The 22,804-nt window shown below is 64.2% G+C and carries 21 protein-coding genes; 9 read left to right on the forward strand and 12 right to left on the reverse strand.

The window, feature by feature from the left end; translation table 11 throughout:
- The first annotated feature begins 39 nt into the window (after positions 1–39).
- Positions 40–321 (forward strand): Lrp/AsnC family transcriptional regulator, encoded by a 282-nt coding sequence (locus FB478_RS02535; RefSeq protein WP_043456257.1) that lies wholly within the window; start codon positions 40–42, stop codon positions 319–321.
- Positions 322–336: 15 nt separating this feature from the next.
- Here the strand turns inward: FB478_RS02535 and trpD are convergent, their stop codons facing one another.
- Complete coding sequence (trpD, locus tag FB478_RS02540; protein WP_018771095.1) at positions 337–1,392, reverse strand: anthranilate phosphoribosyltransferase; 1,056 nt, start codon at positions 1,390–1,392, stop codon at positions 337–339.
- Between the two features lie 112 nt (positions 1,393–1,504).
- Between trpD and FB478_RS02545 the strand changes: the two genes are divergently transcribed.
- The 4 genes from FB478_RS02545 to FB478_RS02560 all read left to right on the forward strand — a co-directional run bounded on the left by FB478_RS02545 (position 1,505) and on the right by FB478_RS02560 (position 5,874).
- Entirely contained in the window at positions 1,505–2,179 is a 675-nt protein-coding gene (locus FB478_RS02545; protein WP_223991571.1) for a heme-copper oxidase subunit III, read from the forward strand.
- Positions 2,180–2,265: 86 nt separating this feature from the next.
- Positions 2,266–3,054, forward strand: a complete 789-nt coding sequence (locus tag FB478_RS02550) for a c-type cytochrome (protein ID WP_056390383.1) — start codon at positions 2,266–2,268, stop codon at positions 3,052–3,054.
- Positions 3,055–3,155: 101 nt separating this feature from the next.
- On the forward strand, positions 3,156–4,226 hold the full coding sequence (locus FB478_RS02555) for a ubiquinol-cytochrome c reductase iron-sulfur subunit (protein ID WP_026266047.1): 1,071 nt from the start codon (positions 3,156–3,158) through the stop codon (positions 4,224–4,226).
- Positions 4,204–5,874 (forward strand): ubiquinol-cytochrome c reductase cytochrome b subunit, encoded by a 1,671-nt coding sequence (locus FB478_RS02560; RefSeq protein WP_018771091.1) that lies wholly within the window; start codon positions 4,204–4,206, stop codon positions 5,872–5,874. Before FB478_RS02555 ends, FB478_RS02560 begins: the two co-directional genes overlap by 23 nt.
- A gap of 106 nt (positions 5,875–5,980) precedes the next feature.
- On the opposite strand, the gene FB478_RS02565 is transcribed toward FB478_RS02560, so the two are convergent.
- Positions 5,981–6,751 (reverse strand): GntR family transcriptional regulator, encoded by a 771-nt coding sequence (locus FB478_RS02565; protein ID WP_018771087.1) that lies wholly within the window; start codon positions 6,749–6,751, stop codon positions 5,981–5,983.
- Positions 6,752–6,911: 160 nt separating this feature from the next.
- Between FB478_RS02565 and FB478_RS02570 the strand changes: the two genes are divergently transcribed.
- The gene (locus FB478_RS02570; RefSeq protein ID WP_018771086.1) at positions 6,912–7,205 is read left to right on the forward strand and encodes an HPr family phosphocarrier protein; all 294 of its coding nucleotides are present in this window, start codon (positions 6,912–6,914) and stop codon (positions 7,203–7,205) included.
- 75 nt (positions 7,206–7,280) lie between these two features.
- Here the strand turns inward: FB478_RS02570 and FB478_RS02575 are convergent, their stop codons facing one another.
- From FB478_RS02575 to FB478_RS02595, 5 genes are all read right to left on the reverse strand, one after another.
- Positions 7,281–7,682: a cytochrome c oxidase subunit 4 gene (locus FB478_RS02575; protein WP_018771085.1), complete on the reverse strand. Its 402-nt coding sequence runs from the start codon at positions 7,680–7,682 to the stop codon at positions 7,281–7,283.
- Entirely contained in the window at positions 7,679–9,406 is a 1,728-nt protein-coding gene (ctaD, locus tag FB478_RS02580; RefSeq protein WP_018771084.1) for a cytochrome c oxidase subunit I, read from the reverse strand. The genes FB478_RS02575 and ctaD overlap by 4 nt, the downstream gene beginning before the upstream one ends.
- Before the next feature lie 10 nt (positions 9,407–9,416).
- Complete coding sequence (coxB, locus tag FB478_RS02585) at positions 9,417–10,289, reverse strand: cytochrome c oxidase subunit II (protein WP_026266044.1); 873 nt, start codon at positions 10,287–10,289, stop codon at positions 9,417–9,419.
- A gap of 185 nt (positions 10,290–10,474) precedes the next feature.
- Positions 10,475–10,864 carry an iron-sulfur cluster assembly accessory protein gene (locus tag FB478_RS02590; RefSeq protein ID WP_018771082.1) on the reverse strand — a complete coding sequence of 130 codons (390 nt, stop codon included), beginning with the start codon at positions 10,862–10,864 and terminating at the stop codon, positions 10,475–10,477.
- A gap of 185 nt (positions 10,865–11,049) precedes the next feature.
- Entirely contained in the window at positions 11,050–12,504 is a 1,455-nt protein-coding gene (locus FB478_RS02595; protein ID WP_134164722.1) for a dipeptidase, read from the reverse strand.
- Between the two features lie 92 nt (positions 12,505–12,596).
- Here FB478_RS02595 and FB478_RS02600 point away from each other — a divergent pair, with 92 nt between their 5' ends.
- Positions 12,597–13,199, forward strand: a complete 603-nt coding sequence (locus FB478_RS02600) for a DUF3043 domain-containing protein (protein WP_018771080.1) — start codon at positions 12,597–12,599, stop codon at positions 13,197–13,199.
- A gap of 97 nt (positions 13,200–13,296) precedes the next feature.
- On the opposite strand, the gene FB478_RS02605 is transcribed toward FB478_RS02600, so the two are convergent.
- Positions 13,297–14,367: a quinone-dependent dihydroorotate dehydrogenase gene (locus tag FB478_RS02605; protein WP_018769262.1), complete on the reverse strand. Its 1,071-nt coding sequence runs from the start codon at positions 14,365–14,367 to the stop codon at positions 13,297–13,299.
- A 135-nt stretch (positions 14,368–14,502) separates the two neighbouring features.
- On the opposite strand from FB478_RS02605, the gene FB478_RS02610 reads away from it, so the two are divergent.
- Positions 14,503–15,462: an alpha/beta hydrolase gene (locus FB478_RS02610; RefSeq protein ID WP_018769263.1), complete on the forward strand. Its 960-nt coding sequence runs from the start codon at positions 14,503–14,505 to the stop codon at positions 15,460–15,462.
- A 2-nt stretch (positions 15,463–15,464) separates the two neighbouring features.
- Here FB478_RS02610 and FB478_RS02615 read toward each other — a convergent pair whose 3' ends face one another.
- From FB478_RS02615 to leuA, 3 genes are all read right to left on the reverse strand, one after another.
- Positions 15,465–16,310 (reverse strand): isoprenyl transferase, encoded by an 846-nt coding sequence (locus FB478_RS02615; protein WP_144599751.1) that lies wholly within the window; start codon positions 16,308–16,310, stop codon positions 15,465–15,467.
- A 2-nt stretch (positions 16,311–16,312) separates the two neighbouring features.
- Positions 16,313–17,065 (reverse strand): DNA repair protein RecO, encoded by a 753-nt coding sequence (recO, locus tag FB478_RS02620; RefSeq protein WP_144599752.1) that lies wholly within the window; start codon positions 17,063–17,065, stop codon positions 16,313–16,315.
- Between the two features lie 85 nt (positions 17,066–17,150).
- Entirely contained in the window at positions 17,151–18,890 is a 1,740-nt protein-coding gene (gene leuA, locus FB478_RS02625) for a 2-isopropylmalate synthase (RefSeq protein WP_018769266.1), read from the reverse strand.
- A gap of 252 nt (positions 18,891–19,142) precedes the next feature.
- Between leuA and FB478_RS02630 the strand changes: the two genes are divergently transcribed.
- Positions 19,143–21,095, forward strand: a complete 1,953-nt coding sequence (locus FB478_RS02630) for a M13 family metallopeptidase (protein ID WP_144599753.1) — start codon at positions 19,143–19,145, stop codon at positions 21,093–21,095.
- 99 nt (positions 21,096–21,194) lie between these two features.
- Here FB478_RS02630 and FB478_RS02635 read toward each other — a convergent pair whose 3' ends face one another.
- A complete protein-coding gene (locus FB478_RS02635) occupies positions 21,195–22,781 on the reverse strand; it encodes an LCP family protein (RefSeq protein WP_144599754.1) in 1,587 nt (528 codons plus the stop codon).
- Positions 22,782–22,804 lie beyond the last annotated feature (23 nt).

The following is a 22,804-nucleotide window of genomic DNA, read 5'->3' on the forward strand; positions in this document are numbered from 1 at the left end:
GTGACTTGCTGCGGCGGAACTGATCGAAGGGGTACAAACGTGGTCACCGCATTTGTTCTGATCAAGACTGACGCCGCCCGCATTCCCGAGACTGCGGAGGAAATCTCAGCCATCGAAGGCATCAGTGAGGTGTACTCCGTCACTGGAGAATGGGATCTGATTGCGGTGGCGCGCGTCCACCGGCACGAGGACCTGGCTGATGTTATCGCCGACCGGCTCTCCAAGGTTCCTGCAGTGGTCCACACCACCACGCACATCGCATTCCGGGCGTACTCACAGCACGATCTCGACGCTGCCTTTTCCCTGGGCTTCGAGCAGTAACCCGCCAAGCCGTCCTCAGGCGCGGGACAGGGACACCCAACGGTCCAGGACGGCTGCAGCGGCGCCGGAATCTATCGATTGCGCAGCCCGCGCGTAGGCCTTCTGCATCCTCGCCAGGAACGGGCCTTCCGCTTCACGGTCGAAGGCAACCAGGCCTGCCGCCGCATTCACCAGGACCGCGTCCCGGGCAGGACCCTCCTTGCCGGCAAGCACGTCACGGACAACTCCTGCGTTTGCCACTGCATCACCGCCGCGAAGCTGCTCAACGGTGGCCAGGCTGATGCCAAGGTCCTCCGGGGAGAAGAACAGTTCAGTGACGCCCCCGCCGCGGATCTCCCACACGGTGGACGGGCCGGTGGTGGTGAGTTCGTCCAGGCCGTCGTTGCCCCGGAACACCAGCCCCCTGCTCCCCCGCCGGGCCAGGACGCCTGCAACGAGCGGCGCCATCCGCGCATTGGCCACGCCCACGGCCGACGCCTGCACCTTGGCAGGGTTGGTCAGCGGTCCCAGGAAGTTGAATGCGGTAGGTATTGCCAATTCGCGCCGGGGTACCGCGGTATGGCGGAATGACGGGTGGAACACCTGCGCGAAACAGAATGTGATACCCGCCTCTTCGGCGTTCCGGGCCACCTGCGCAATGGACAGGTCGAGCCGGACGCCGAGCGCTTCGAGCACGTCAGCGGATCCCGACGACGACGACGCGGCCCGGTTGCCGTGCTTCACCACCTTTGCGCCGGCCCCGGCGGCCACAAGCGCGGCCATGGTGGAGATGTTGACGGTGTTAAGTTGGTCACCACCGGTGCCGACGATATCCAGCTTCTCGCCGGAAATTTCCACCGGGTTGGCATGCGCCAGCATCGCCTCAACCAGGCCGGAAAGCTCATCCACGGTTTCGCCCTTGGCGCTGAGGGCCACCAGGAATCCGGCGATCTGGGCCGGCGTGGCTTCGCCGGACATGATGGTGTCCATGGCCCAGGACGTGTTCTCCGCCGTAAGGTCATTGCCCTTGATCAGTGCCGAGATCAGCCGGGGCCAGGTGTTGCCGGACGCTGCAGATGCCTGTGAAGTCACCTGCTGATGCTATCGAGCGATGGTGGGCACTGACCAATGTGAACGGTGCCGGGAACTTTTCCGGGCAATTTCGCGTCTTTGTAGAAAAAGTCCTCCCAAAAGGCGGTTTGCGTTGGGCAGCACGGACTTTTACAGACATAATGTCTATGTGACATCTGCGACCCATGCCCCCAGTACCCCGGCGCACCCAACGCTGAACCGCCCCAACATGGTTTCTGTCGGAACCGTTGTGTGGCTGTCCAGCGAGTTGATGTTCTTCGCCGGTCTTTTCGCCATGTACTTCACGCTCCGCTCCACGAGCGGTGAAATGTGGGCTGAAGAGACAGCCAAGCTCAACTTCCCCTTTGCGCTCGTCAACACGATTGTCCTTGTGGCCAGTTCCTTTACTTGCCAGATGGGCGTCTTCGCCGCAGAGCGGCTGCAGCCCCGGCGTACCGGAGGTGCCCTTCAGTTCGCCCGTTGGGGAATGAACGAATGGTTCACCCTGACGTTCCTCATGGGTGCGTTCTTCGTTGCCGGCCAGACCACCGAATACGCGATGCTGGTTTCCGAGCACGTCTCGCTTTCCTCCAACGCCTACGGCTCTGCCTTCTACATGACCACCGGCTTCCACGGCCTGCACGTCATCGGCGGGCTTATCGCCTTCCTGCTCATCATGGGCCGGTCCTTTGCCGCGAAGAAGTTCGGACACTTTGAAGCTACGTCCGCGATCGTCACCTCGTACTACTGGCACTTCGTTGACGTCGTGTGGATCGGCCTCTTCCTGGTCATCTACGTACTCAAGTAGCCAGCTTTGATTCTTTTTCTACAAGAGGCAGAATTTCAGGTAGCGGCTCCCGGAGCCGGCGCAGGATCGAATAAAGGAACCACCACGTGAAGGCACTCTCACAAAAGCGGCGTCACCCACTGGCAGCAATAGCGCTGCTTCTGATGGGGCTCCTCATCACGGGTGGGCTGTACGCCGTGGCAACCTCCATGAATGAGGCCAAGGCGAGCACCACCACCGCAAGCGCAAGCGACGTCGAAGAGGGCGGCAAGCTGTTTGCCGCCAACTGCGCCACCTGCCACGGCATGGGCGCCAGTGGTTCCAAGGATGGCCCCTCCCTGGTTGGCGTCGGCGCTGCCGCTGTTGACTTCCAGGTGGGCACCGGCCGCATGCCGATGCAGATGAACGGTCCCCAGGCAATGAAGAAGCCGGTCCAGTTCAACGAACAGCAGACCTCACAGCTTGCAGCCTACGTCGCTTCGCTGGGAGCCGGCCCGGCAATTCCTGCAGAAGACCTGACAAACGGCGGCGGCGACGCCGCAGCCGGCGGGGAGCTCTTCCGCACCAACTGCGCCATGTGCCACAACGCCGCCGCAGCCGGCGGCGCGCTGACCCAAGGCAAGTTCGCGCCCGCCCTGGCCGACGTCAGCGGCAAGCACATCTACGAGGCCATGGCCACGGGCCCGCAGAACATGCCCGTCTTCAACGATGCCAACATCACCCCCGAAGGCAAGAAGGACATCATCACCTTCCTGAAGCAGATCGAGACCACCGGTTCGCCGGGCGGTGCCGACCTGGGTTCGCTTGGCCCCGTCGCTGAAGGCCTGTTCGTATGGGTTGCCGGTTTGGGCGTCATTATCGCCTTCACCATCTGGCTGACTTCCAGGACGTCCTGACTTTCCGCGGGAAGCACACAACTTCTGCTGCCCAGTCAGCAGCTTGAAATTAGAAACTAACCCGGCACAACCGCCGGGACGAGAGAAGGATGAGGCGAATTATGGGCAACCATAGTGACGGCAGTCCGAACCACTCGGGCACCGTAGCTACGGCTGGTCAGAATGAGGTGGAGAAGTTCCAGGATCCTGGAATTCCCCCGCATCGTTTGCGCCTGGCTGACACGGACCCGAAGGCCGCAAAGCGGGCAGAACGGCAGGTCGCCTTACTATTTGGCATCTCTGTTGTTGGAACCCTGATCTTCCTGGTGGCGTACTTCGCCATTGATTTGGGTGATGACTCCAGCATCGCCACCATCCGGCTCCAGAACGCCCTGCTCGGTGTAGGTACTGCCTTCGCCATGCTGGGTATCGGTACCGGCATCGTGCACTGGGCCAAGGCCCTGATGCCCGACCACGAAGTCTCCGAAGAACGCCACGCCATCCGCTACGAGGAGGACCGCCAGGCGGCTGTCCGCATCGTCGACGACATCGTGGAAGAGACCGGCATCAAGCGCCGTCCGCTGATCCGCAACACCCTGCTCGGTGCTGTGGCACTCGCCCCGCTTCCCGCCGTCGCCATCTTCGGTGACCTCGGACCCCGTCCGGACGACAAGCTCGCACACACCATGTGGGCCCCCCAGGACGGAAAGCGCAAGCGCCTGACCCGTGACCCTGACGGAACTCCCATCAAGGCTTCGGACGTCACCATCGGCTCGGCCTTCCACGTCATCCCGGAAGGCCTGAACGAACTCGAGGAAGGCAAGCTCAACGAGAAGGCAAAGTCCGTTGTGCTGCTCATGCGCCTTGATCCCGCATCGCTCAACCCGTCCAAGGGCCGCGAAGAGTGGGGCTACAACGGCATCGTTGCCTACTCGAAGATCTGCACCCACGTTGGCTGCCCCGTTGCTCTGTACGAGCAGCAGACGCACCACCTGCTGTGCCCGTGCCACCAGTCCACCTTTGACCTCACGCAGGAGTGCAAGGTGATCTTCGGCCCCGCCAGCCGTCCTCTCCCCCAGCTGCCCATCGCAGTTGATGACGAGGGCTACCTGGTCGCTACCAGCGACTTCCATGAACCCGTAGGACCAAGTTACTGGGAGCGTGATTCGCATGAGCGCAGCATCAACAGCTGAGCCGGCTTTCGTCGCCAAAACCAAGACAGGCCGGATCACCGACTTCGTCGACTCACGAGTCGGCGGTTCGGGGATCCTCCGCGAGTTCGGCCGCAAAGTCTTCCCGGACCACTGGTCGTTCATGTTTGGTGAAGTGGCGCTGTACTCATTCGTCATCCTGCTGCTGTCGGGTACCTTCCTGACGTTCTTCTTCGACCCGTCAATGGCGGAGACGCACTACGACGGCGGCTACGTTCCGCTGAAGGGCGTGGAGATGTCGGTGGCGTACAGCTCATCGCTGAACATCTCCTTCGATGTCCGTGGCGGCCTGTTCATGCGCCAGGTGCACCACTGGGCAGCACTGCTGTTCGTTGCGTCGGTGGCAGTACACATGCTGAGGGTCTTCTTCACCGGTGCGTTCCGCCGGCCGCGTGAAATGAACTGGGTTGTGGGCTGTGTCCTGCTCATCCTGGCGATGGCTGCAGGCTTTACCGGCTACTCGCTCCCCGATGACCTGCTGTCCGGCAACGGCCTGCGCATCATCGACGGTGTCATCAAGTCCATTCCGGTCATCGGAACGTACATCTCGTTCTTCCTGTTTGGCGGGGAATTCCCGGGAACGGCCATTATCAGCCGCCTGTACATGCTGCACATCCTGCTGGTACCGGCCCTGATCCTGCTGATGATCGTGGCCCACCTGTTCATGGTGGTGGTGCACAAGCACACGCAGTACCCGGGTCCGGGACGCAACGACAACAACGTCGTCGGCTACCCCCTTGGTCCGGTGTACGCAGCGAAGGCCGGTGGATTCTTCTTCATCGTCTTCGGCGTCATTGCCCTGATGGCCGCGTTCTTCACCATCAACCCAATCTGGAACTACGGCCCGTACGACCCCTCCCCTGTGTCGGCCGGTACGCAGCCTGACTGGTACATCGGTTTCGTCGACGGCGCACTCCGGTTGATGCCGGGCACCTTCGGCAACTGGCACGTGGAGCAGATCTTCTTCGGACACGTCTTCACATTCAACGTCCTCCTGCCGGCCCTCGTTCCGGCCGGGATCCTGTTCACCGTGATGTTCACGTACCCGTGGATCGAGCGCTGGGTGACTAAGGACGACCGTGAACACCACGTCCTGGACCGCCCCAGGAACGCGCCCACCCGTACCGCCATCGGCATGGCAGGTTTCGTCTGGTACTGCGTCATGTGGGCCGCTGCTGGTTCGGACCTCATCGCCACGCACTTCCACGTTTCCCTGAACGACGTCACGTACTGGCTGCGGGCCCTGTTCTTCATCGGTCCGGTGATCGCATTCGTGGTTACCAAGCGCGTTGCCCTGGCGCTTCAGCGCAAGGATCGGGAGATCGCCCTCCACGGCCGTGAAACCGGACGCATCGTCCGTCTTCCCCACGGTGAGTTCATCGAGGTGCACGCGCCCCTGGATGAGTACAAGCGGTACAAGCTGGTGGGCTTTGAGTCACCTCAGGTCCTTCCTGCGGTCCCCAACGAGCATGGCGTGGTCACCCGCAAGGAAAAGCGCCGCGCATTCCTCTCCCGCTGGTTCTTCGAGGACCGCGTAGCCCCGGCCACGCCCGCTGAGCTGGAGGCCGCACACGGCCACGGACACGAGGCTGTTGAAGCGGCAGAAGGAAGCAAGAGCCTGACCCACTAGGCTTCTGTTCCAACAGGAAAGGCCCGATCCATCCGGATCGGGCCTTTCCTGTTTTCCTGGGGTGTGCTGCCCACGCCCCCCGCAGGGGAACGGATGGTTGGGGCGGCTAGTGGTTGCGGGCCCTCCTGGCTCCGGGCCGCTGCAGGGGCACCCACAGCTTGTACCGGTCCGCACGGTAGTAGGAGACCGAGTAGTCAACCATTGCCCGGGCCACAAAGGCATGCCGCTGGATCTTCAGCAATGGTGCCCCCACTTCGACGTTGAGGAGGCGCGCCGTGGACGGTGACGCCGCCGTCGCCTCGATCATGTCCTCCCCCCATTCCATAACAAGCCCGTACTGCTCGCTGAGGACGTTGTAGAGCGACGTGGGCGGCTCGCCGTCCAGCAGTCCCGGGACCCGATGAGCCGGTATGAAGTTTTCGTCCACGCTCATGGGCTCCCCATCCGCAAGAAGCAGCCGGCGGAAGCGGACCAGCGGGGTGCCCTCGTCCAGCTGCAATTCACGGGCCAGGAACGCACTGGCACCGATCTGTTCGAAGCTGAGCACTTTGGCGGCAGGCACCATGCCGCGCCGCTGCATTTCTTCGCTGTAGGACGTGAGCTTCACCTGCAGGTCGACTTTCGGCCGCCGGACGAAGGTTCCCAGGCCCACCACCCGCTCGATGACCTCCTCCCCCACCAGTGCATCGATGGCCTGCCGCACCGTCATCCTTGCAAGCCCAAACCGTTCGGCGAGGTCCCGTTCCGAGGGCAGGGCTGAACCCGGCGGGCATGACTCCGCGATGTACGCGCGAAGGATTTCCCGGAGTTGGACGTAGATGGCCGTTCCGCTGCTGCGGTCTATTTCCCCCGTGATTGCGGCGGCGCCAGCTGCCATGATCGTTCTCCTGCCGTTGGGTGTCCCCTCAATTTTAGAACGGTCTAGACCAGCCACGGACCGCGGCAATCTTTCGCGCCGCATCCGTGCAGGCAGCTATATTTGGTCTGGAAATTTTGCCACGAGACGGAGGGGGCCGTCTTTCACAGAAGGAGTCCCTTTGCCAACAGAAAAGGCCGTGGTGGCAGCGCCCGCGGGCCTGCATGCACGTTCCGCCGCGGTATTTGTGCGAGCCGTCACCGACACGGGCCTGCCGGTGACCATCAGCAAGGCAGGCGCAGACAAGGCCGATGCCCGTTCCCTGCTTCAGGTGATGACGGCTGACTTCCCACAGGGCTGTGAGGTGGAGCTGTCCATTAGCGACAGTGCGCTGGAAGGCGGCCTGGGGCGCGAGCAGGCCGAGAACGCGCTGCGGGAGCTTCGAGGACTTTTAGAGTCGCAGGGAGCCGTCTAGGGGCTTCCAAAAGCGCAATAACGACGTCGGGCCCCACCGGAAGGTGGGGCCCGACGTCGTTATTCGTTTGCTTGCTTAGTGCGCGTGGTCACCGCGGCTGTACTCGTACACCCAGCCCACGAGGGCCACGATGGCGAGGCCACCTGCGATGAAGATGACCCAGGCGCCTACGGCCAGGCCCAGGAAACCGGTGGCGCAGGCGATGCCCAGGACCAGAGGCCACCAGCTCCAGGGGCTGAAGTGCCCCTGCTCGCCGGCGCCTTCGTGGATTTCAGCGTCGCTGCGGTCCTCGGGACGAAGACCGACGCGCCTTCCGGTGAAGCCGAGGTAGGCCCCGATCATGCCGGCGAGGCCACCCACAAGCAGGATGCCCAGGATGCCGACCCACTCACCCCAGTTGGTCAGGAATCCGTAGACCAGAGCGACGGGAACGAAGAAGAAGACTCCAGAACCAAAGATCCAGGATTCGATTTTCACTGTGCGGTGTCCTTCTGGTCGGCGTTGCCGAGGACCGCTGCTGCGGGTGCCGGCGACTCAACGGTGTGGACCTGACGAAGTTCCGGGTGGTGCAGGTCCAGGGCGGGACGCTCCGAACGGATCCGGGGCAGGGACGTGAAGTTGTGGCGCGGCGGCGGGCAGGACGTGGCCCACTCCAGCGAAGCACCGAAGCCCCACGGATCATCAACCTGGACCTTTTCAGCGCTGCGCCAGGTGATGTAGACGTTCCAGAAGAACGGGATCAGTGACGCACCCAGCACGAACGATGCCACGGTGGAGAACTGGTTCATCCAGGTGAAGTTGTCCTCCACGAGGTAGTCGGCGTAGCGGCGGGGCATGCCCTCGACGCCGAGCCAGTGCTGGATCAGGAAGGTGCCGTGGAAGCCCAGGAACAGCAGCCAGAAGTGGATCTTGCCCAGGCGCTCGTTGAGCATCTTGCCGGTCCACTTGGGCCACCAGAAATAGAACCCGGCGAACATGGCGAACACCACGGTGCCGAACACCACGTAGTGGAAGTGCGCCACCACGAAGTAGGAGTCCGAAACGTGGAAGTCCAGCGGCGGGGAGGCCAGGATGATGCCGGTGAGGCCGCCGAAGAGGAAGGTGATCATGAAGCCGATGCTCCAGAGCATCGGCGTTTCGAAGGTCAACGAGCCGCGCCACATGGTGCCGATCCAGTTGAAGAACTTTACGCCGGTGGGCACCGCGATGAGCATGGTCATGAAGGAGAAGAACGGCAGCAGGACGGCGCCGGTGACGTACATGTGGTGGGCCCACACCGTGACGGACAGGGCTGCAATGGCGATAGTGGCGTAGACCAGGCCCTTGTAGCCAAAGATCGGCTTGCGGCTGAAGACCGGGAAGATCTCCGACACGATGCCGAAGAACGGCAGCGCAATGATGTACACCTCTGGGTGGCCGAAGAACCAGAACAGGTGCTGCCAAAGAACAGCGCCGCCGTTCTCGGGATCGAAGATGTGGGCGCCGAACTTGCGGTCCGCGCCGAGCGCGAACAGGGCGGCGGCCAGCGGCGGGAATGCCATGAGCACCAGGATGGCGGTGATCAGGGTGTTCCAGGTGAAGATGGGCATCCGCCACATGGTCATGCCCGGGGCGCGCATGCAGATGATGGTGGTGATGAAGTTGACCGCACCAAGGATGGTGCCGAAGCCGGACAGCGCCAGGCCGAAGACCCACAGGTCACCGCCGATGCCCGGGGTGAACGTCGTGTTCGACAGCGGCGCATAGGCGAACCAGCCAAAGGACGCTGCGCCCTGCGGGGTGATGAAGCCGGACACCGCGATGGTGGAACCGAACAGGAAGAACCAGAAGGCCAACGCGTTCAGGCGCGGGAACGCCACGTCAGGAGCGCCGATCTGCAGCGGCATGATCACGTTGGCGAACCCGGCAAACAGCGGGGTGGCGAACATCAGCAGCATCACCGTGCCGTGCATGGTGAACAGCTGGTTGTACTGCTCCTTGGTCTGCAGGATCTGCATGCCGGGCTCGAACAGCTCGGCGCGGATGAGCAGCGCCATGACACCGCCCAGGCAGAAGAACACGAAGGACGCAATCAGGTACATGTACCCGATGGTCTTGTGGTCGGTGGAGGTGATCCAGTTGACGACGATGCGCCCCTTGGATTTAGGTACCACGGGAGCCGACAGGACTCCCGCAGGTGCGGATTGGGTGTACGTAGCCACGTCGCTCCCCTTACTTGGTTTCGTTCAGGTTCGGGTTGCGGTCGTACTCGGCACCGAGCAGGCCGGTGTTGCCTTCGGCCTTGAGCTGGTCCATGTGGGCTTGGAATTCGGATTCCGACACCACCTTGACGCGGAACAGCATTTCGGAGTGGTACTCGCCGCAGAGTTCGGCACATTTGCCGTCGTAAGTGCCTTCTTTAGTGGGGGTGAACCGGATGTAGTTGGTCTTGCCGGGGATCATGTCGCGCTTCTGCAGGAAGGCGGGAACCCAGAAGGAGTGGATGACATCGCGGGCGTTGAGTTCGAGGTCAACAGACTTGTTCACCGGCAGGTACAGGGTGGGGAGCTGTTCCTTGTCGATGGTGTTGCCGGTGAGGTGGGCCTGGACACCGGCTTCGTGCAGGTCTTCCTGGATGACGTCGCCGGACTTGTAGTTGAAGTCCCAGGCCCACTGCTTGCCGCGGACGTCCACTACGACGTCGGCCGGCTGTGAACGGTCATCGATCGCCTGCTGGTCGCGGTCCGTGAAGTAGAAGAACACCAGGACCATGAAGATGGGGATGGTCAGGTAGAAAACTTCCAGCGGAAGGTTGAAGCTGGTCTGCCGCGGGAAGCCAACGGTTCCCTTGCGGCGGCGGTAAGCGACCAGGCACCAGATGATCAGGCCCCACGTAATGGTGCCCACCACGAGCGCAGCAATCCATGAGTTGACCCAGAGGTCCATGATGCGGTCGGTGTTGCTGGTGGTGCCACGTTCAGTGGGCATCCACCCTTTCTCTACCTCTGGCGAACATCCGGTCAAAACCAACGCGCCGGCAATTGCCAAGCTTGAGATCGTGGTGATCGTTTTGCGTCGGCTGCCGGTTCGGTTCTGCGAACTCACAGACGGCCCTTCCTACTTGTTGCTGTTGTCCGGGCAGCCATCGGCGCTCCGGGCACAAAAAAGTTTTACTACTCGGTGTAGAGCTTACCGCTCCGCCGGGCGTTTCGCCCACATGTCGGCGCCGAGCCCCCATGCCGTTTTGGACGGCAGGAAACCCGGCGCGGACATCAGGCGAAATAACCGGCTTAGTGGAATGAATCGCCGCAGGCGCAGGAGCCGCCGGCGTTCGGATTGTCGATGGTGAAGCCCTGCTTGGAGATGGTGTCTTCGAAGTCGATGCTGGCGCCGCTCAGGTACGGCACGCTCATCTTGTCCACGACGACTTCGACGCCGTCGAAGTCGCGCACGGCATCACCATCAAGGAGCCGTTCGTCGAAGTAGAGCTGGTAGATCAGCCCCGAGCATCCGCCAGGCTGCACGGCCACGCGCAGGCGCAGGTCGGTGCGGCCTTCCTGTTCCAGGAGGCTGCGGACCTTGCCTGCAGCGACATCGGTCAGGTTGACCTCGTGAACGGGCAGTTCGTCGCTGGCCACGCTTGTGGCGGCGGTGCTGTTTTCGTTGGTTGCGGTGCTCATTGGCCTACCTTCTTAGGACGGTCTGGCGGCGTCGCCGTAACGGCGCCTGCCCCTACAAATACGGTATGGGCTATAGCTACATGCTACGCGCGGCAGTCCTGTAGCTCTAACTCCTGGCGTAACCGTCAAAGCACGCCGGTTGTTCCCTGACAGCCGCCTGCCCGGCGTTCACGACGGAAGGCCCATCACTTGCCGGCTGAAAGGCCTTCACTGTTCAGCCGCGCGAGCATGAGGGCCTCGGCCAGGATGGCGTTGCGGAAGTCACCGATGTGCAGGGACTCGTTGGCACTGTGTGCCCGTGAATCCGGGTCTTCCACGCCCGTCACCAGGATTTGCGCTTCGGGGTACAGGTCCGTCAGGTCGGCAATGAACGGGATGGAACCGCCGATTCCGGTTTCGACGGCGGGAACTCCCCAGGCCTCGCCCAGGGCCCACATCGCAACCGTTGCCGCAGCAGAGGAAGTGTCCGTCCGGAACGGATTGCCTGCCTCCCCCGGAGTGAAGACGACCTTCGCACCAAATGGGGCGTTGGCCTCCACGTGGCGGCGGACCGCCTCCATGGCCTCCGCGGGAACCTGGCCCGGCGCCAGCCGCAGGCTGAACTTTGCCCGTGCGCGCGGAAGGAGGGTGTTGGAGGCAACGTCCACGGCGGGTGCGTCGAAGCCGATGATTGACAATGCCGGCTTGGACCACAGCCGCGAGGCGATGCTTCCCGTTCCAGCCAGCCGGACGCCGTCGAGCACGGAGGCATCGGCGCGGTAATCCGCCTCCGGCATGTCGACCCCGGCCGTGTCGCTGGACACCAGGCCCTCAATGGCCACGTTCCCATCCGTGTCGTGAAGGGTGGCGATCAGGCGGGACAGCAGGGTGGGGGCATCCAGCACCGGGCCGCCGTACATGCCGGAATGCACCGCATGGTCAAGGACCTGCACCTCAATCGTGCCATCCACGAGCCCACGCAGGCTGGTGGTCAGGGCAGGTGCGCCGACCTTCCAGTTGCTGGAGTCGGCCACCACAATGACGTCTGCGCGGAGCAGCTCGCGGTTCGCCTCCAGGAATGTCCGGAACGTGGGCGATCCTGCTTCCTCCTCCCCCTCGATGAAGAAGGTGACGCCCAGCCCCAGGGAATCGGCGAGGACTTCCGAAACGGCTGCGTAAGCAGCAATGTGTGCCATGATGCCGGCTTTGTCGTCAGCGGCGCCGCGGCCGTAGAGGCGGCCGTCCTTCTCGACGGCGGTAAACGGCGTTGTTTCCCACAGGGACTCGTCCCCCACCGGCTGGACGTCATGGTGGGCGTAAAGCAGGATGGTCGGTTTTCCTTTTGCGGCAGGCCGGCGGGCGACGACGGCCGGCCCGCCTGGCGTGCCGTCGGCCTTGTTGACGGACAGGACCTGGACCCCGCCGATCCCCACACCCCGGAGGAGTTCGGCGACGGCCTCCGCGCTGCGCTCCAGTGGCATGCGGTCGAAGCTTGGCCAGGCGATGCCCGGGATGGCCACGAGGTCCTTGAGACGTGCCAAAGTTTGATCGAAGGAACGGTCCACCGCAGCACGGAGATCTTCCGTCCTGCCGATGGCCTCAGGGCCTGGTCCTGATGTTCCGGTGGTGCTGTGCGGGGTGGCCGCGGGTGATGAAGTCATGGCCAAAACATTACCCCCGTCACATTCCGCGGCCTGCCGCCGCAGACGCGGGGGCAGGCCGCGGGCGGGCTGCTGCAAGGTATTCTGTTCTGGTGTTCGGACGTAGAAAAGAAGCGCCCTCGGCGCAGGAAACCATAGACCAGCAGGCAGCGGAGACGGCGGCGCGGCAGAACAGTGCCGCGGGCAAGGGTGCCCCTACCCCCACCCGGAAGGCCCAGGAAGCTGCCCGCAAGCGCCCGCTCGTGCCTGAGGACCGCAAGGCGTCCAAGGCTGCCGAACGCCAGGCCATCCAGGACCAGCGCCTCAAGATGCGGCGGGCCATGGACACCGGCGACGAGAAGTTCCTGCCGCTGCGCGACAAGGGTCCGCAGAAACGGTTTGCCCGCGACTTTGTGGATGCGCGGTTCAACCTTGGCGAATACCTGATGTTCGGCGCCCTGGTCTTTGTGCTGGTTTCCCTGGTGGTCCCGGCCTCCAGCGACATGATGATTTACGTCCTGGGCGCTTTCTGGGTCATGTTCCTGGCAGTCTTCGTGGACGTCTTCATTCTGTCGCGCAAGCTCCGCAAGCGGCTGGCGGAAAAGTTCGGCGAGGTGGAGCGCGGTACTGTCTGGTACGGCTCCATGCGGTCCCTGCAGTTCCGGAAACTGCGGCTGCCCAAGCCCCAGGTCCAGCGCGGACAGTACCCTGCCTGACCCTGCATCCACTTAAGAACGAAAAGCCCGGCGGTGTTCCGCCGGGCTTTTCGTTTTTATCGGGATCCGCTTTCCCGCAGCAACCTGCCTGCAGCGCCTAGGAGCGGCGGTTCTTTGCCAACTGCTTGTTGATCCGTGCCGCCCAGAACGGTCCTTCGTAAAGGAACGCGGTGTAGCCCTGCACCAGGGTTGCACCGGCGTCCAGCCTTTCCTGGACGTCCCGGGCCGACTCCACGCCGCCAACGGACACCAAGGTCAGGGCGTCGCCCGTAGCGTTCCTGAGCCGCTTCAGCACCTCCAGCGAACGCTGCTTCAATGGTGCACCGGAGAGGCCGCCGGCTCCGCACTTCGCCACCTCTTCTGCCGGCGAGGACAGTCCTGAACGGCCAATGGTGGTGTTGGTGGCGATGATGCCGTCCAGCTTCAGGTCGAGGGCAAGGCGCGCGACGTCGTCGATGTCCTCATCGCTGAGGTCCGGGGCAATCTTGACCAGCAGGGGCACATGCCGGCCCGCGGCCCGGTCCGCTTCCTGCCCCACGGCTGTCAGGAGCGGCCGGAGCGTCTCCACGTCCTGGAGCAACCGCAGGCCCGGGGTGTTGGGGGAACTGACGTTTACCACCAAATAGTCGGCGGCAGGCGCCAGGCTGCGGGCGCTCACCAGGTAGTCGTCCACGGCATCGGCCAGTTCCACCACCTTGGTTTTGCCGATATTGACGCCGATGACCGGACGAACCTCCGGGTACCGCCGCTGGAGCGCGGCGCGTGCTGCCCTGAGCCGGGGTGCAACGGCGGAGGCGCCGTCGTTGTTGAATCCCATCCGGTTGATGACGGCCCGGTCCTGGACCAGGCGGAACAAGCGCGGCTTTTCGTTGCCGGGCTGCGCCTGGCCGGTGATGGTGCCCACTTCAATGTGTCCGAATCCAAGCTCCGTGAGGGCCTCGATGCCGTGCCCTTCCTTGTCGAAGCCGGCAGCCAGCCCGAACGGTGACGGAAAGGTGACGCCAAAGGCTGTGGTCTGGAGCGACGGCGCCGGAGCAGTCAGTTTCCGCAGGACTCTCCCCGCACCGGAAGAATGTGCGAGCCGTATCCCCTTGAATCCGATCTTGTGGGCGCGCTCGGCGTCCATCCATGAAAAGGCCAGCCTGAAGAAAGTGGGATAAACGCGCATGCCTCCAGTTTCCCGTCTCCGGGGGCGCCGCACCAAAACGGAGACGCCGCAGTTCGGACAGCACAGTTCGGAAAGCGCAGTTCGGGCGCCGCAGTTCGGACAGCGCGGTCCGGTGTGCCGGTTTAGCATGAGGGCATGCAGTGGCAGCAGGACATCCTGGGCGGTGACTTCGAGTCACACTCCTTCGCGGCCACCGGACGTGACGGGGTTGAACGGAGGGCAACGCTGGTGCGCGTCCGGCCATCTCCCGACAGGGACCCTGCCGGCGGCAGCCGCCGGGCCGTGCTCTTCCTGCACGGTTGGAGCGATTATTTCTTCAACGTGGACCTGGCACGGTTCTGGGCTGCGGCCGGCTACGACTTCTATGCCCTGGACATGCACAACCACGGACGAAGCCTTCGTCCGGAAGCACCGGGCGGGTACGTGGCCGACCTCGCCGCCTACGACGCTGAAATCGAAGAGGCAATCCGCATCATCCGGGATGCAGGCGCACCGGGTCCCCTGGCCCTGATGGGCCACTCCACGGGCGGCCTGGTGGCAGCCCTGTGGACCACCCGCCATCCGGAAGCTGTTTCGCTGCTGATCCTCAACAGTCCATGGCTGGAAATGCACGGCAGTCCGCTGGTGCGGCGCGCTGCATCCAGCATGGTGCGCCCCTTGGCCCGCTTCCGCCCCGAGATGGTCCTCCGGCTGCCGGAACGCGGCCACTACTGGCGGACCATCAGCAGCTCTGCCGACGGCGAGTGGCCGCTTGACGAGCGGTACCGCCCCCGCATGGCCTTTCCGGTGCGCGCCGGCTGGCTTAGGGCGGTGCTCGCCGGGCAGGCGAAGGTGGCCCGCGGCCTGGGGATCCAGGCGCCGATCCTGGTACTGCTTTCCAAGGGCAGCGCGAACGGGCTCCTCTGGTCCGAGGAAATGCGCCGCACCGACGCGGTCCTGGACGTCAACACCATCAGCGCCAGGGCCCTCACCCTGGGCCGCACCGTAACCGTGGAGCGGATCGACGGCGCGCTGCACGACGTCTTCCTGTCACCCGAACCGGTCCGGGCCGATGCCTACAGGCGGCTGGCCCGCTGGTTGCGGGCGTATGGATGAAGCTATTCCGCCGGGGCAGCGGGCGCCGAGGGAGCAGCGGCGGCGTCCACGGCGCCACCGTACCGGCGGTCCCGCCTGGCATACTCCTCGACGGCGGCCCAGAGCGTGCGCCTGTCCACATCCGGCCACAGCGTGTCCATGAACACGAACTCCGCGTAGGCCGACTGCCAGAGCATGAAGTTGGACAGCCGCTGCTCCCCCGAGCTGCGCAGGAACAGGTCCACGTCAGGCAGGTCGGGCTCGTCCAGGTACTTCTGGATGGTCCGCTCGGTAATGGCGCCAGGCTTCAACTTGCCTGCCGCCACATCGGCGGCAATCGCTGAGACCGCGTCAGTGATCTCTGCCCTGCCGCCGTAATTAACACACATGGTCAAGTTACAGGTGGTGTTGGCCGCCGTGAACTCTTCGGCTTCCTCCAGCTCACGGATGACCGAACCCCACAGCCGCGGCCGGCGCCCCGCCCAGCGGACCCGCACGCCCCAGTCGTCCAACTGGTTCCGCTGCCTTCGCAGCACATCCTTGTTAAATCCCATCAGGAAGCGGACTTCCTCAGGCGACCTGCGCCAGTTTTCCGTGGAGAACGCGTACACGCTGACGTACTCGATGCCCAGTTCGATGGCCCCTGCCATGACATCGAGCAGCGCCGGCTCCCCTGCCTTGTGCCCCTCGATCCGCGGCAATCCCCGCTGGTTGGCCCAGCGGCCGTTGCCGTCCATGACGATGGCCACGTGCCGGGGAATGAATTCAGCCGGAATAGTGGGTGCCACCACGCCGGACGGGTGCGGGTACGGCGCCACCACGGGATGCGTGCGCCGGCGCGGTGCGTTGTTCTTTTTTCCCAGGGCCACTGTCAGCTACGCTCCACATGTTTGAGGGATTTCAGTACTCGTTCCAGATGCCACTGCAGGTACGCGGCCACCAGGCCCGCTGCTTCCTTGCGATGCTGCGGCAGGGAAGCATCCGCCGTCGTCCATTCCCCGGTCAGCAGCGCTGCCAGCAGCGTCACGGTCTCTGCAGCGGGTGCGGGGGAACCGGGCGGCCGGCACTGTGCACAAACCATGCCGCCAAGGGGCGCGGAGAAGGCCGTGTGCGGGCCCGGCATGCCGCAGCGGGAGCAGTCCGTGAAACTGGGCGCCCACCCGCCGGTGGCAAGGGCGCGCAGAAGGTAGGAGTCCAGGATGAGGCCAGCCGCATGTTCGTTGCGGCTCAGCGCAGCGAGGGCGCCCACCAGCAGGTTGTATTGTGCGGTACCGTCCTCGCCGTCGACGTCCGTCAGTTTCTCAGCCGTCTCCGTCATGGCGGCGGCCACCGTATACCTGCCGTAGTCCGCGGCGATGCTTCCGCCGTATGCACCCTTTGCCACGGCCTGCGTGACGATGTCCAGCGTCCGCCCTGACACCAACTGGAGATCGGCCACCATGAAGGGCTCAAGCCGGGCACCGAAACGGCTGCTGGTGCGGCGCACTCCCTTGGCGACGGCACGGACCTGCCCGTGGTGCTTCGTCAGGAGTGTGATGATCCGGTCCGCCTCGCCCAGCTTGTGGGTACGGAGTACCACGGCGTCGTCCCGGTACGCCCGGGAGGCAAAAGAGTGTTGGACCACGCTCTATCTTCCCATCCTGCCCGGCAGCTCGCTGCAAGGCCACGGTGGTGCCTCCGGTGGAAACCGGCGGCACCACCGGCAGGTATCAGGCCTGGGCGTCCCGGATGGCGCGGTTGACCGCGGAAATCACGGCCTTGAGGGACGACATGCTGGTGTTGGCATCGATGCCTACACCCCACAGCACCCGCTCCCCCACCGCGCATTCGACGTAGGCCGCGGCCATGGCGTTGCCGCCTTCGGACAACGCGTGCTCGCTATAGTCCAGCACGCGGACATCCACGCCGTCCTCATGCAGGATGTTCAGCAGGGCCGCAATGGGGCCGTTGCCGGTGCCGGTGCGGCTGACCTGGGCACCATCGATGGTGAGCGACGCGTGCAGCGTCATGCCGCCGTCGGCGTCTGTCTCCGTCTTGACGGCCCCCAGCGAGTAGCGGCCCCACTGCCCGTCGGCCCGGCCGGACGGCAGGTATTCGTCCTGGAAGATCTGCCACAGCTGCGCGCCGCTGACTTCCCCGCCCACGGTGTCGGTGCGGCGCTGGATGACGCCGGAGAATTCGATCTGCGCGCGGCGCGGCAGGTCCAGGCTGTGCTCGTTCTTCAGCAGGTAGGCCACGCCGCCCTTGCCGGACTGGGAGTTCACCCGGATGACGGCCTCGTAGCTGCGGCCCAGGTCCTTGGGATCCACGGGGAGGTACGGAACCTGCCAGGTGAAGTCGTCCACGGGCTTGCCGGCTGCTGCAGCATCGCGCTCCAGCGCTTCGAAGCCCTTCTTGATGGCGTCCTGGTGGGAGCCGGAGAAGGCGGTGAACACCAGGTCGCCGCCGTACGGCGAACGTTCCGGGACGGGCAGCTGGTTGCAGTACTCCACGGTGCGCCGGACGTCGTCGATGTTGGAGAAGTCGATCATGGGGTCGATGCCCTGGACGAACAGGTTCAGGCCCAGCGTCACCAGGTCCACGTTTCCTGTGCGTTCGCCGTTCCCGAAGAGGCAGCCCTCGATGCGGTCGGCGCCTGCCATGTAGCCCAGCTCGGCGGCGGCGACGCCGGTTCCGCGGTCGTTGTGCGGGTGCAGGGACAGGATGATGCCGTCCCGCGGGTGCAGGTGCCGGCTCATCCACTCGATGGAATCGGCGTAGACGTTGGGCGTGGCCATTTCCACCGTGGCGGGCAGGTTGATGATCACCTGCCGGTCGGCGGACGCTTCAAAGACATCGGCGACGGCGTTGCACACCCGGACGGCGTACTCGAGCTCCGTACCCGTGAAGGACTCCGGGGAGTACTCGTAGGTCACGTGCGTGTCCACGAGTGTTTCCTCGTACTTCTTGCACAGGCGGGCACCCTGCAGTGCGATGTCCAGGATGCCGTCCTCGTCCTGGTTGAAGACCACGCGCCGCTGCAGCACGGACGTGGAGTTGTAGAGGTGGACGATGGCCTGCTTGGCACCCACGAGGGACTCGTAGGTCCGTTCGATGAGGTGTTCCCGCGCCTGCGTCAGGACCTGGATGGTGACGTCGTCCGGGATGTGGTTGCCCTCGATGAGCTGGCGGACAAAGTCGAAGTCCGTCTGGGAAGCGGACGGGAAACCGACCTCGATTTCCTTGTAGCCCATGCGGACCAGCAGGTCGAACATCTTCATCTTGCGCGCCGGGCTCATGGGATCGATCAGGGCCTGGTTTCCGTCGCGCAGGTCCACCGCGCACCACCGCGGGGCCTTGGTGATGATCTTGTCCGGCCAGGTGCGGTCCGGCAGTTCAACCTTGATCAGGTCCTGGAAGGGCGTGTACCGGTGGGCGGGCATTCCGGAGGGCTTTTGTGCGTTACGCATGATGTTCGTGGCCTTTTCTATCGATCTTCAGTGAAAGGGTGGCCGGGCAACACAAACTCCGCAGCGAGGGTGGGCCGTGCGCTAGATAGCGTCTGTGGCCTCGCCGCGGCAGCTAAGGAGAAGGAGCTCTGCACGCACTCTTTGAGCCTAACACGGGTGCGTAAGATGAAAGGGCACTACCGTCCGTAAAGTCCAGCATGCAGACGCCTCCGGTGGTCAGCCGGACGCAGGCGTTCCAGCAAAGGAGTTGCAGTGCCCATTTCGGGGATCGATCTGTCCACCATTGATCACACAGTCCGGCCTCAGGACGACCTTTACCAACATGTCAACGGCGCCTGGTTGAAAGCCACCGAAATTCCGGACGACCGGCCACTGGAGGGAACCTTCACCGCTCTTCGCGACGGGTCCGAAATCGCTGTCCGGGACATCATCGAGGAGGCGGCGGCCAAGGGCGCGGACGCCAGCGGGATCGAACGGAAGATCGGCGGCCTCTACAACAGCTTCATGGACGAAGCGACGGTGGAAGGCAAGGGCATGGAGCCGATCCGCGGGCGGCTCGGCGACGTGTTCGCCACGGGCACGGCAGCTGACCTCATCGCACTGGCGGGCCGGTTGTTCCGTGCGGACGTGGGCGGGCTTTTCTACATCTACCCGGCCCCCGATGCGGGGAACCCTGACCGGGTCCTGTTGTACACCGGGCAGGGTGGCCTGGGCCTTCCCGACGAGTCGTACTACCGGGAAGAGAAGTTCGCGCCCATCGTGGCGGCCTACACCGCGCACGTCCAGAAAATGTTTGAACTGGCCGGGGTGGCCGATCCCCATGGTGCGGCCGGGCGGGTTGTCGAACTGGAGACGAAGCTCGCGTCCCACCACTGGGACAATGTCACCCTCCGGGATCCGCAAAAGACCTACAACCTGAAGACGGCGGAGGAAGCCAATGCGCTGTTCCCCCTCCTGGCCACGTGGTTCGACGCCGCGGGAATCGACGCAGACAAGCGTACGGAAATCGTGGTGAGCACCCCTGACTTCTTCACCGGTGCCGCCGGCCTCCTGGACGAAGTTCCGGTGGCAACGTGGCAGGAGTGGCTGGCCATGCGCGTCATCAGCGCCGCTGCACCTTATCTGTCGGCAGCCTTTGTGGACGCCAATTTCGCGTTTTACGGCACCACGATCAGCGGCACGCCCCGCAACAAGGACCGGTGGAAGCGCGGCGTTGGCGTCGTCGAAGCCGCCCTTGGTGAAGCTGTGGGCCAGATCTACGTGGCCCGCCATTTCCCCGAATCGCACAAGGCACGGATGCAGACCCTGGTGGCCAACCTTATCGAGGCCTACCGCCGCAGCATTAATGACGTTGCATGGATGGGCGGGGACACCAAGGCCGAGGCGCTCCGGAAGCTGGAGGCCTTCCGGGCCAAGATCGGCTACCCGGACGAGTGGATTGACTACTCAGCCGTGGAGATCGACCCCGAGGACCTCCTGGGGAACGTCGAACGCGCCCACAATGCCGACGTCGACAGGCACCTGGATGAGGTGGGCAAGCCGGTGGACCGGAACAAGTGGCTGATGACGCCGCAGACGGTTAACGCCTACTACCACCCGATGATGAACGAAATCGTGTTCCCGGCAGCGATCCTGCAGCCGCCCTTCTTCACCGCCGACGCGGACGACGCCGTGAACTACGGCGGCATTGGCGCCGTCATCGGCCACGAGATCGGGCATGGCTTTGATGACCAGGGCTCACAGTTCGACGGCGGCGGAGCGCTCCGCAACTGGTGGACGGACCAGGACCGCCAGGCTTTCGAGGCGCTGACGGCGCGGCTTGTGGCCCAGTTCGATGCGCTCTCCCCCGCTGCAGCGCCCGGACACCACGTCAACGGACGCCTGACATTGGGCGAAAATATTGGTGACCTGGCAGGCCTGACCATCGCCTACAAGGCCTACCAGATCAGCCTGGACGGGAAGGAACCGGAGGTCCTGGACGGGCTGACCGGTGAACAGCGCTTCTTCGCTTCCTGGGCAGCAGGCTGGCGCCAGGTCATCCGGCAGGAGGAGGCCATCCGGCGCCTTGCCACCGATCCCCACTCCCCCAACGAGTTCCGGACCAACGCGATCGCCAGGAACCTGGACCCGTTCCACGAAGCGTTCGACGTCACCGAGGAGGACGGCATGTGGATGCCGCCCGCCGAGCGGGTCAGCATCTGGTAGCCGCATAACAGAAATGGGCCCCGCCGTTGCCGGCGGGGCCCATTTTGTTGCCTGCCGGAGGTACTGCTGCCTGCAGCTGTACCAAGGCATGGAACGCCGCTACCGGCGCACGATCAGTTCGGGATTCGCCTGCTGGCAGACCTTGTCCCCGGCGGTCTGGTTGACGATGTCCTGGGGCAATGCTGCGGCAGGACTGCCGGCCTCATAGGCGGTGCCGGTGGTGAAGTCGCTGCCGAGGTAAACCTGTACGCCGGTCACGCCGGGAGCCGGAATCATCAGGGTGGCAGGAATCCCCAGCATGGCAGCGACATCTGCTGCCACGTCATCGAAGCCGTTGCCGTAATACACTGCCGTCTTGGCCACGGGCTGGGCCAGGAACTGGCCTGTCTGGGCGAAGCCGCCCGACACCAATGCCTGGACGATTTCCTGGGCGCGGCCTGCGACGCCGCTTCCGTTGGCGACGGTTACGGGCTGGATGGCCTTGTTGTAGGGCGGCACCGGCGGGGCTGTCTCAGTGGGGGCCGCGGACGGGGTTGCCGATTCAGTGGGTGACGGCGTGGTGGGCGCGGTGGGGTCGGTGAGGTCCACGTTCTTCCGCATTGCCGAGAAGAGCTGTGCGCCCGCTGGTTCGGCGATGACCAGCCGGTTGGGATCGATGGGTGCCGGCGCGGTGGGCACCGCGACAAACGCGACCTTGCCGATGTCGATGTTCTTGAGCCGGTTGCCGATCGTCAGCAGGGTGGGGACAGAGGCAAGGCCGTCATCCACTGTCAGGTTCTGGGTTACGACGTCCGCGATCTTCAGCATCTTCGCGGGATCGGACAGGGTTCCATCGTCCTTGATCTTGCGGGTCAGCGCCGAGAGGAAGCCCTGTTGCGCCTTGATGCGGCCAAGGTCGCCGCCGTCGGCAAAGGCGTGGCGGGTGCGGAGGAAGGCAAGCGCCATCTCGCCCTGCACGGTCGAGGTTCCGGCCGGCAGCCGCAGCCGGGAATCAGGATCGTAGACGGCGTCGCTGATGCAGACTTCCACACCACCCACGGCGTTGGAAAGTTCCTTCACTGCGTTGAAGTCGGCCATCATGAAGTGGTCCACCTGCATGCCGGTGAGCTTGTTGACGGTATCCACGGCGCAGCCGATGCCGGCCTCGCTCATGGCCTCATTGATCATGACGCCGGTGCGGGCAGGATAGTCCTTGCCGGTCTTCTTGTCCTTGCAGTCAGGAATGTCCACCAGCAGGTCGCGCGGAAAGCTGATGACGTTGACGCGCTTGTTGTCCTCGGAGATGTCCATCAGCATCATCACGTCCGACTTGCCATAGCCCGTGGAATCGTCGGCTGTGCCGTATTGCGAGTTTTTTCCGTCGCGGGTGTCCGAGCCGAGGATCAGGATCTGCAGCCGGCCCGTGGCATCGTTCCCGGGGGATTCGGTGCTTTCGCCGCCGGCATTCAGCGGCGCCTTGGAGATGTTGTTCTGCAGCCGGAGGAACCAAAAACCGGCAAAGGCGATCCCGGCCACGAGGACCAGCGCCATGACACCCGTGACGGCTTTGAGCCAGATGGGCATCCCGCGCAGCGTACCGAGGTGCCGGGCGGCACCTACGGCGCCGCCGTTCGCGTGGCGGGATACCGGTCCCGGTCCGGCTGACAGGTCAGCCTCGTTGTCGCGTTTGTCGCGGCCTCGACCCACGTCGTGAACCTTCCTCTAAATAC

The sequence above is a fragment of the Arthrobacter sp. AG367 genome (assembly GCF_007828995.1).
Classification (GTDB): Bacteria; Actinomycetota; Actinomycetes; order Actinomycetales; family Micrococcaceae; genus Arthrobacter.

Bases quoted from the DNA above. Each gene is read 5' to 3' on its own strand.
- FB478_RS02605 (WP_018769262.1), bottom strand. From the start codon at position 14,367: ATGCGCGTTTATCCCACTTTCTTCAGGCTGGCCTTTTCATGGATGGAC.
- FB478_RS02590 (WP_018771082.1), bottom strand. From the start codon at position 10,864: ATGAGCACCGCAACCAACGAAAACAGCACCGCCGCCACAAGCGTGGCC.
- leuA (WP_018769266.1), bottom strand. From the start codon at position 18,890: ATGCGTAACGCACAAAAGCCCTCCGGAATGCCCGCCCACCGGTACACG.
- FB478_RS02555 (WP_026266047.1), top strand. From the start codon at position 3,156: ATGGGCAACCATAGTGACGGCAGTCCGAACCACTCGGGCACCGTAGCT.
- FB478_RS02565 (WP_018771087.1), bottom strand. From the start codon at position 6,751: ATGGCAGCTGGCGCCGCCGCAATCACGGGGGAAATAGACCGCAGCAGC.
- FB478_RS02560 (WP_018771091.1), top strand. From the start codon at position 4,204: ATGAGCGCAGCATCAACAGCTGAGCCGGCTTTCGTCGCCAAAACCAAG.
- FB478_RS02595 (WP_134164722.1), bottom strand. From the start codon at position 12,504: ATGACTTCATCACCCGCGGCCACCCCGCACAGCACCACCGGAACATCA.
- FB478_RS02610 (WP_018769263.1), top strand. From the start codon at position 14,503: ATGCAGTGGCAGCAGGACATCCTGGGCGGTGACTTCGAGTCACACTCC.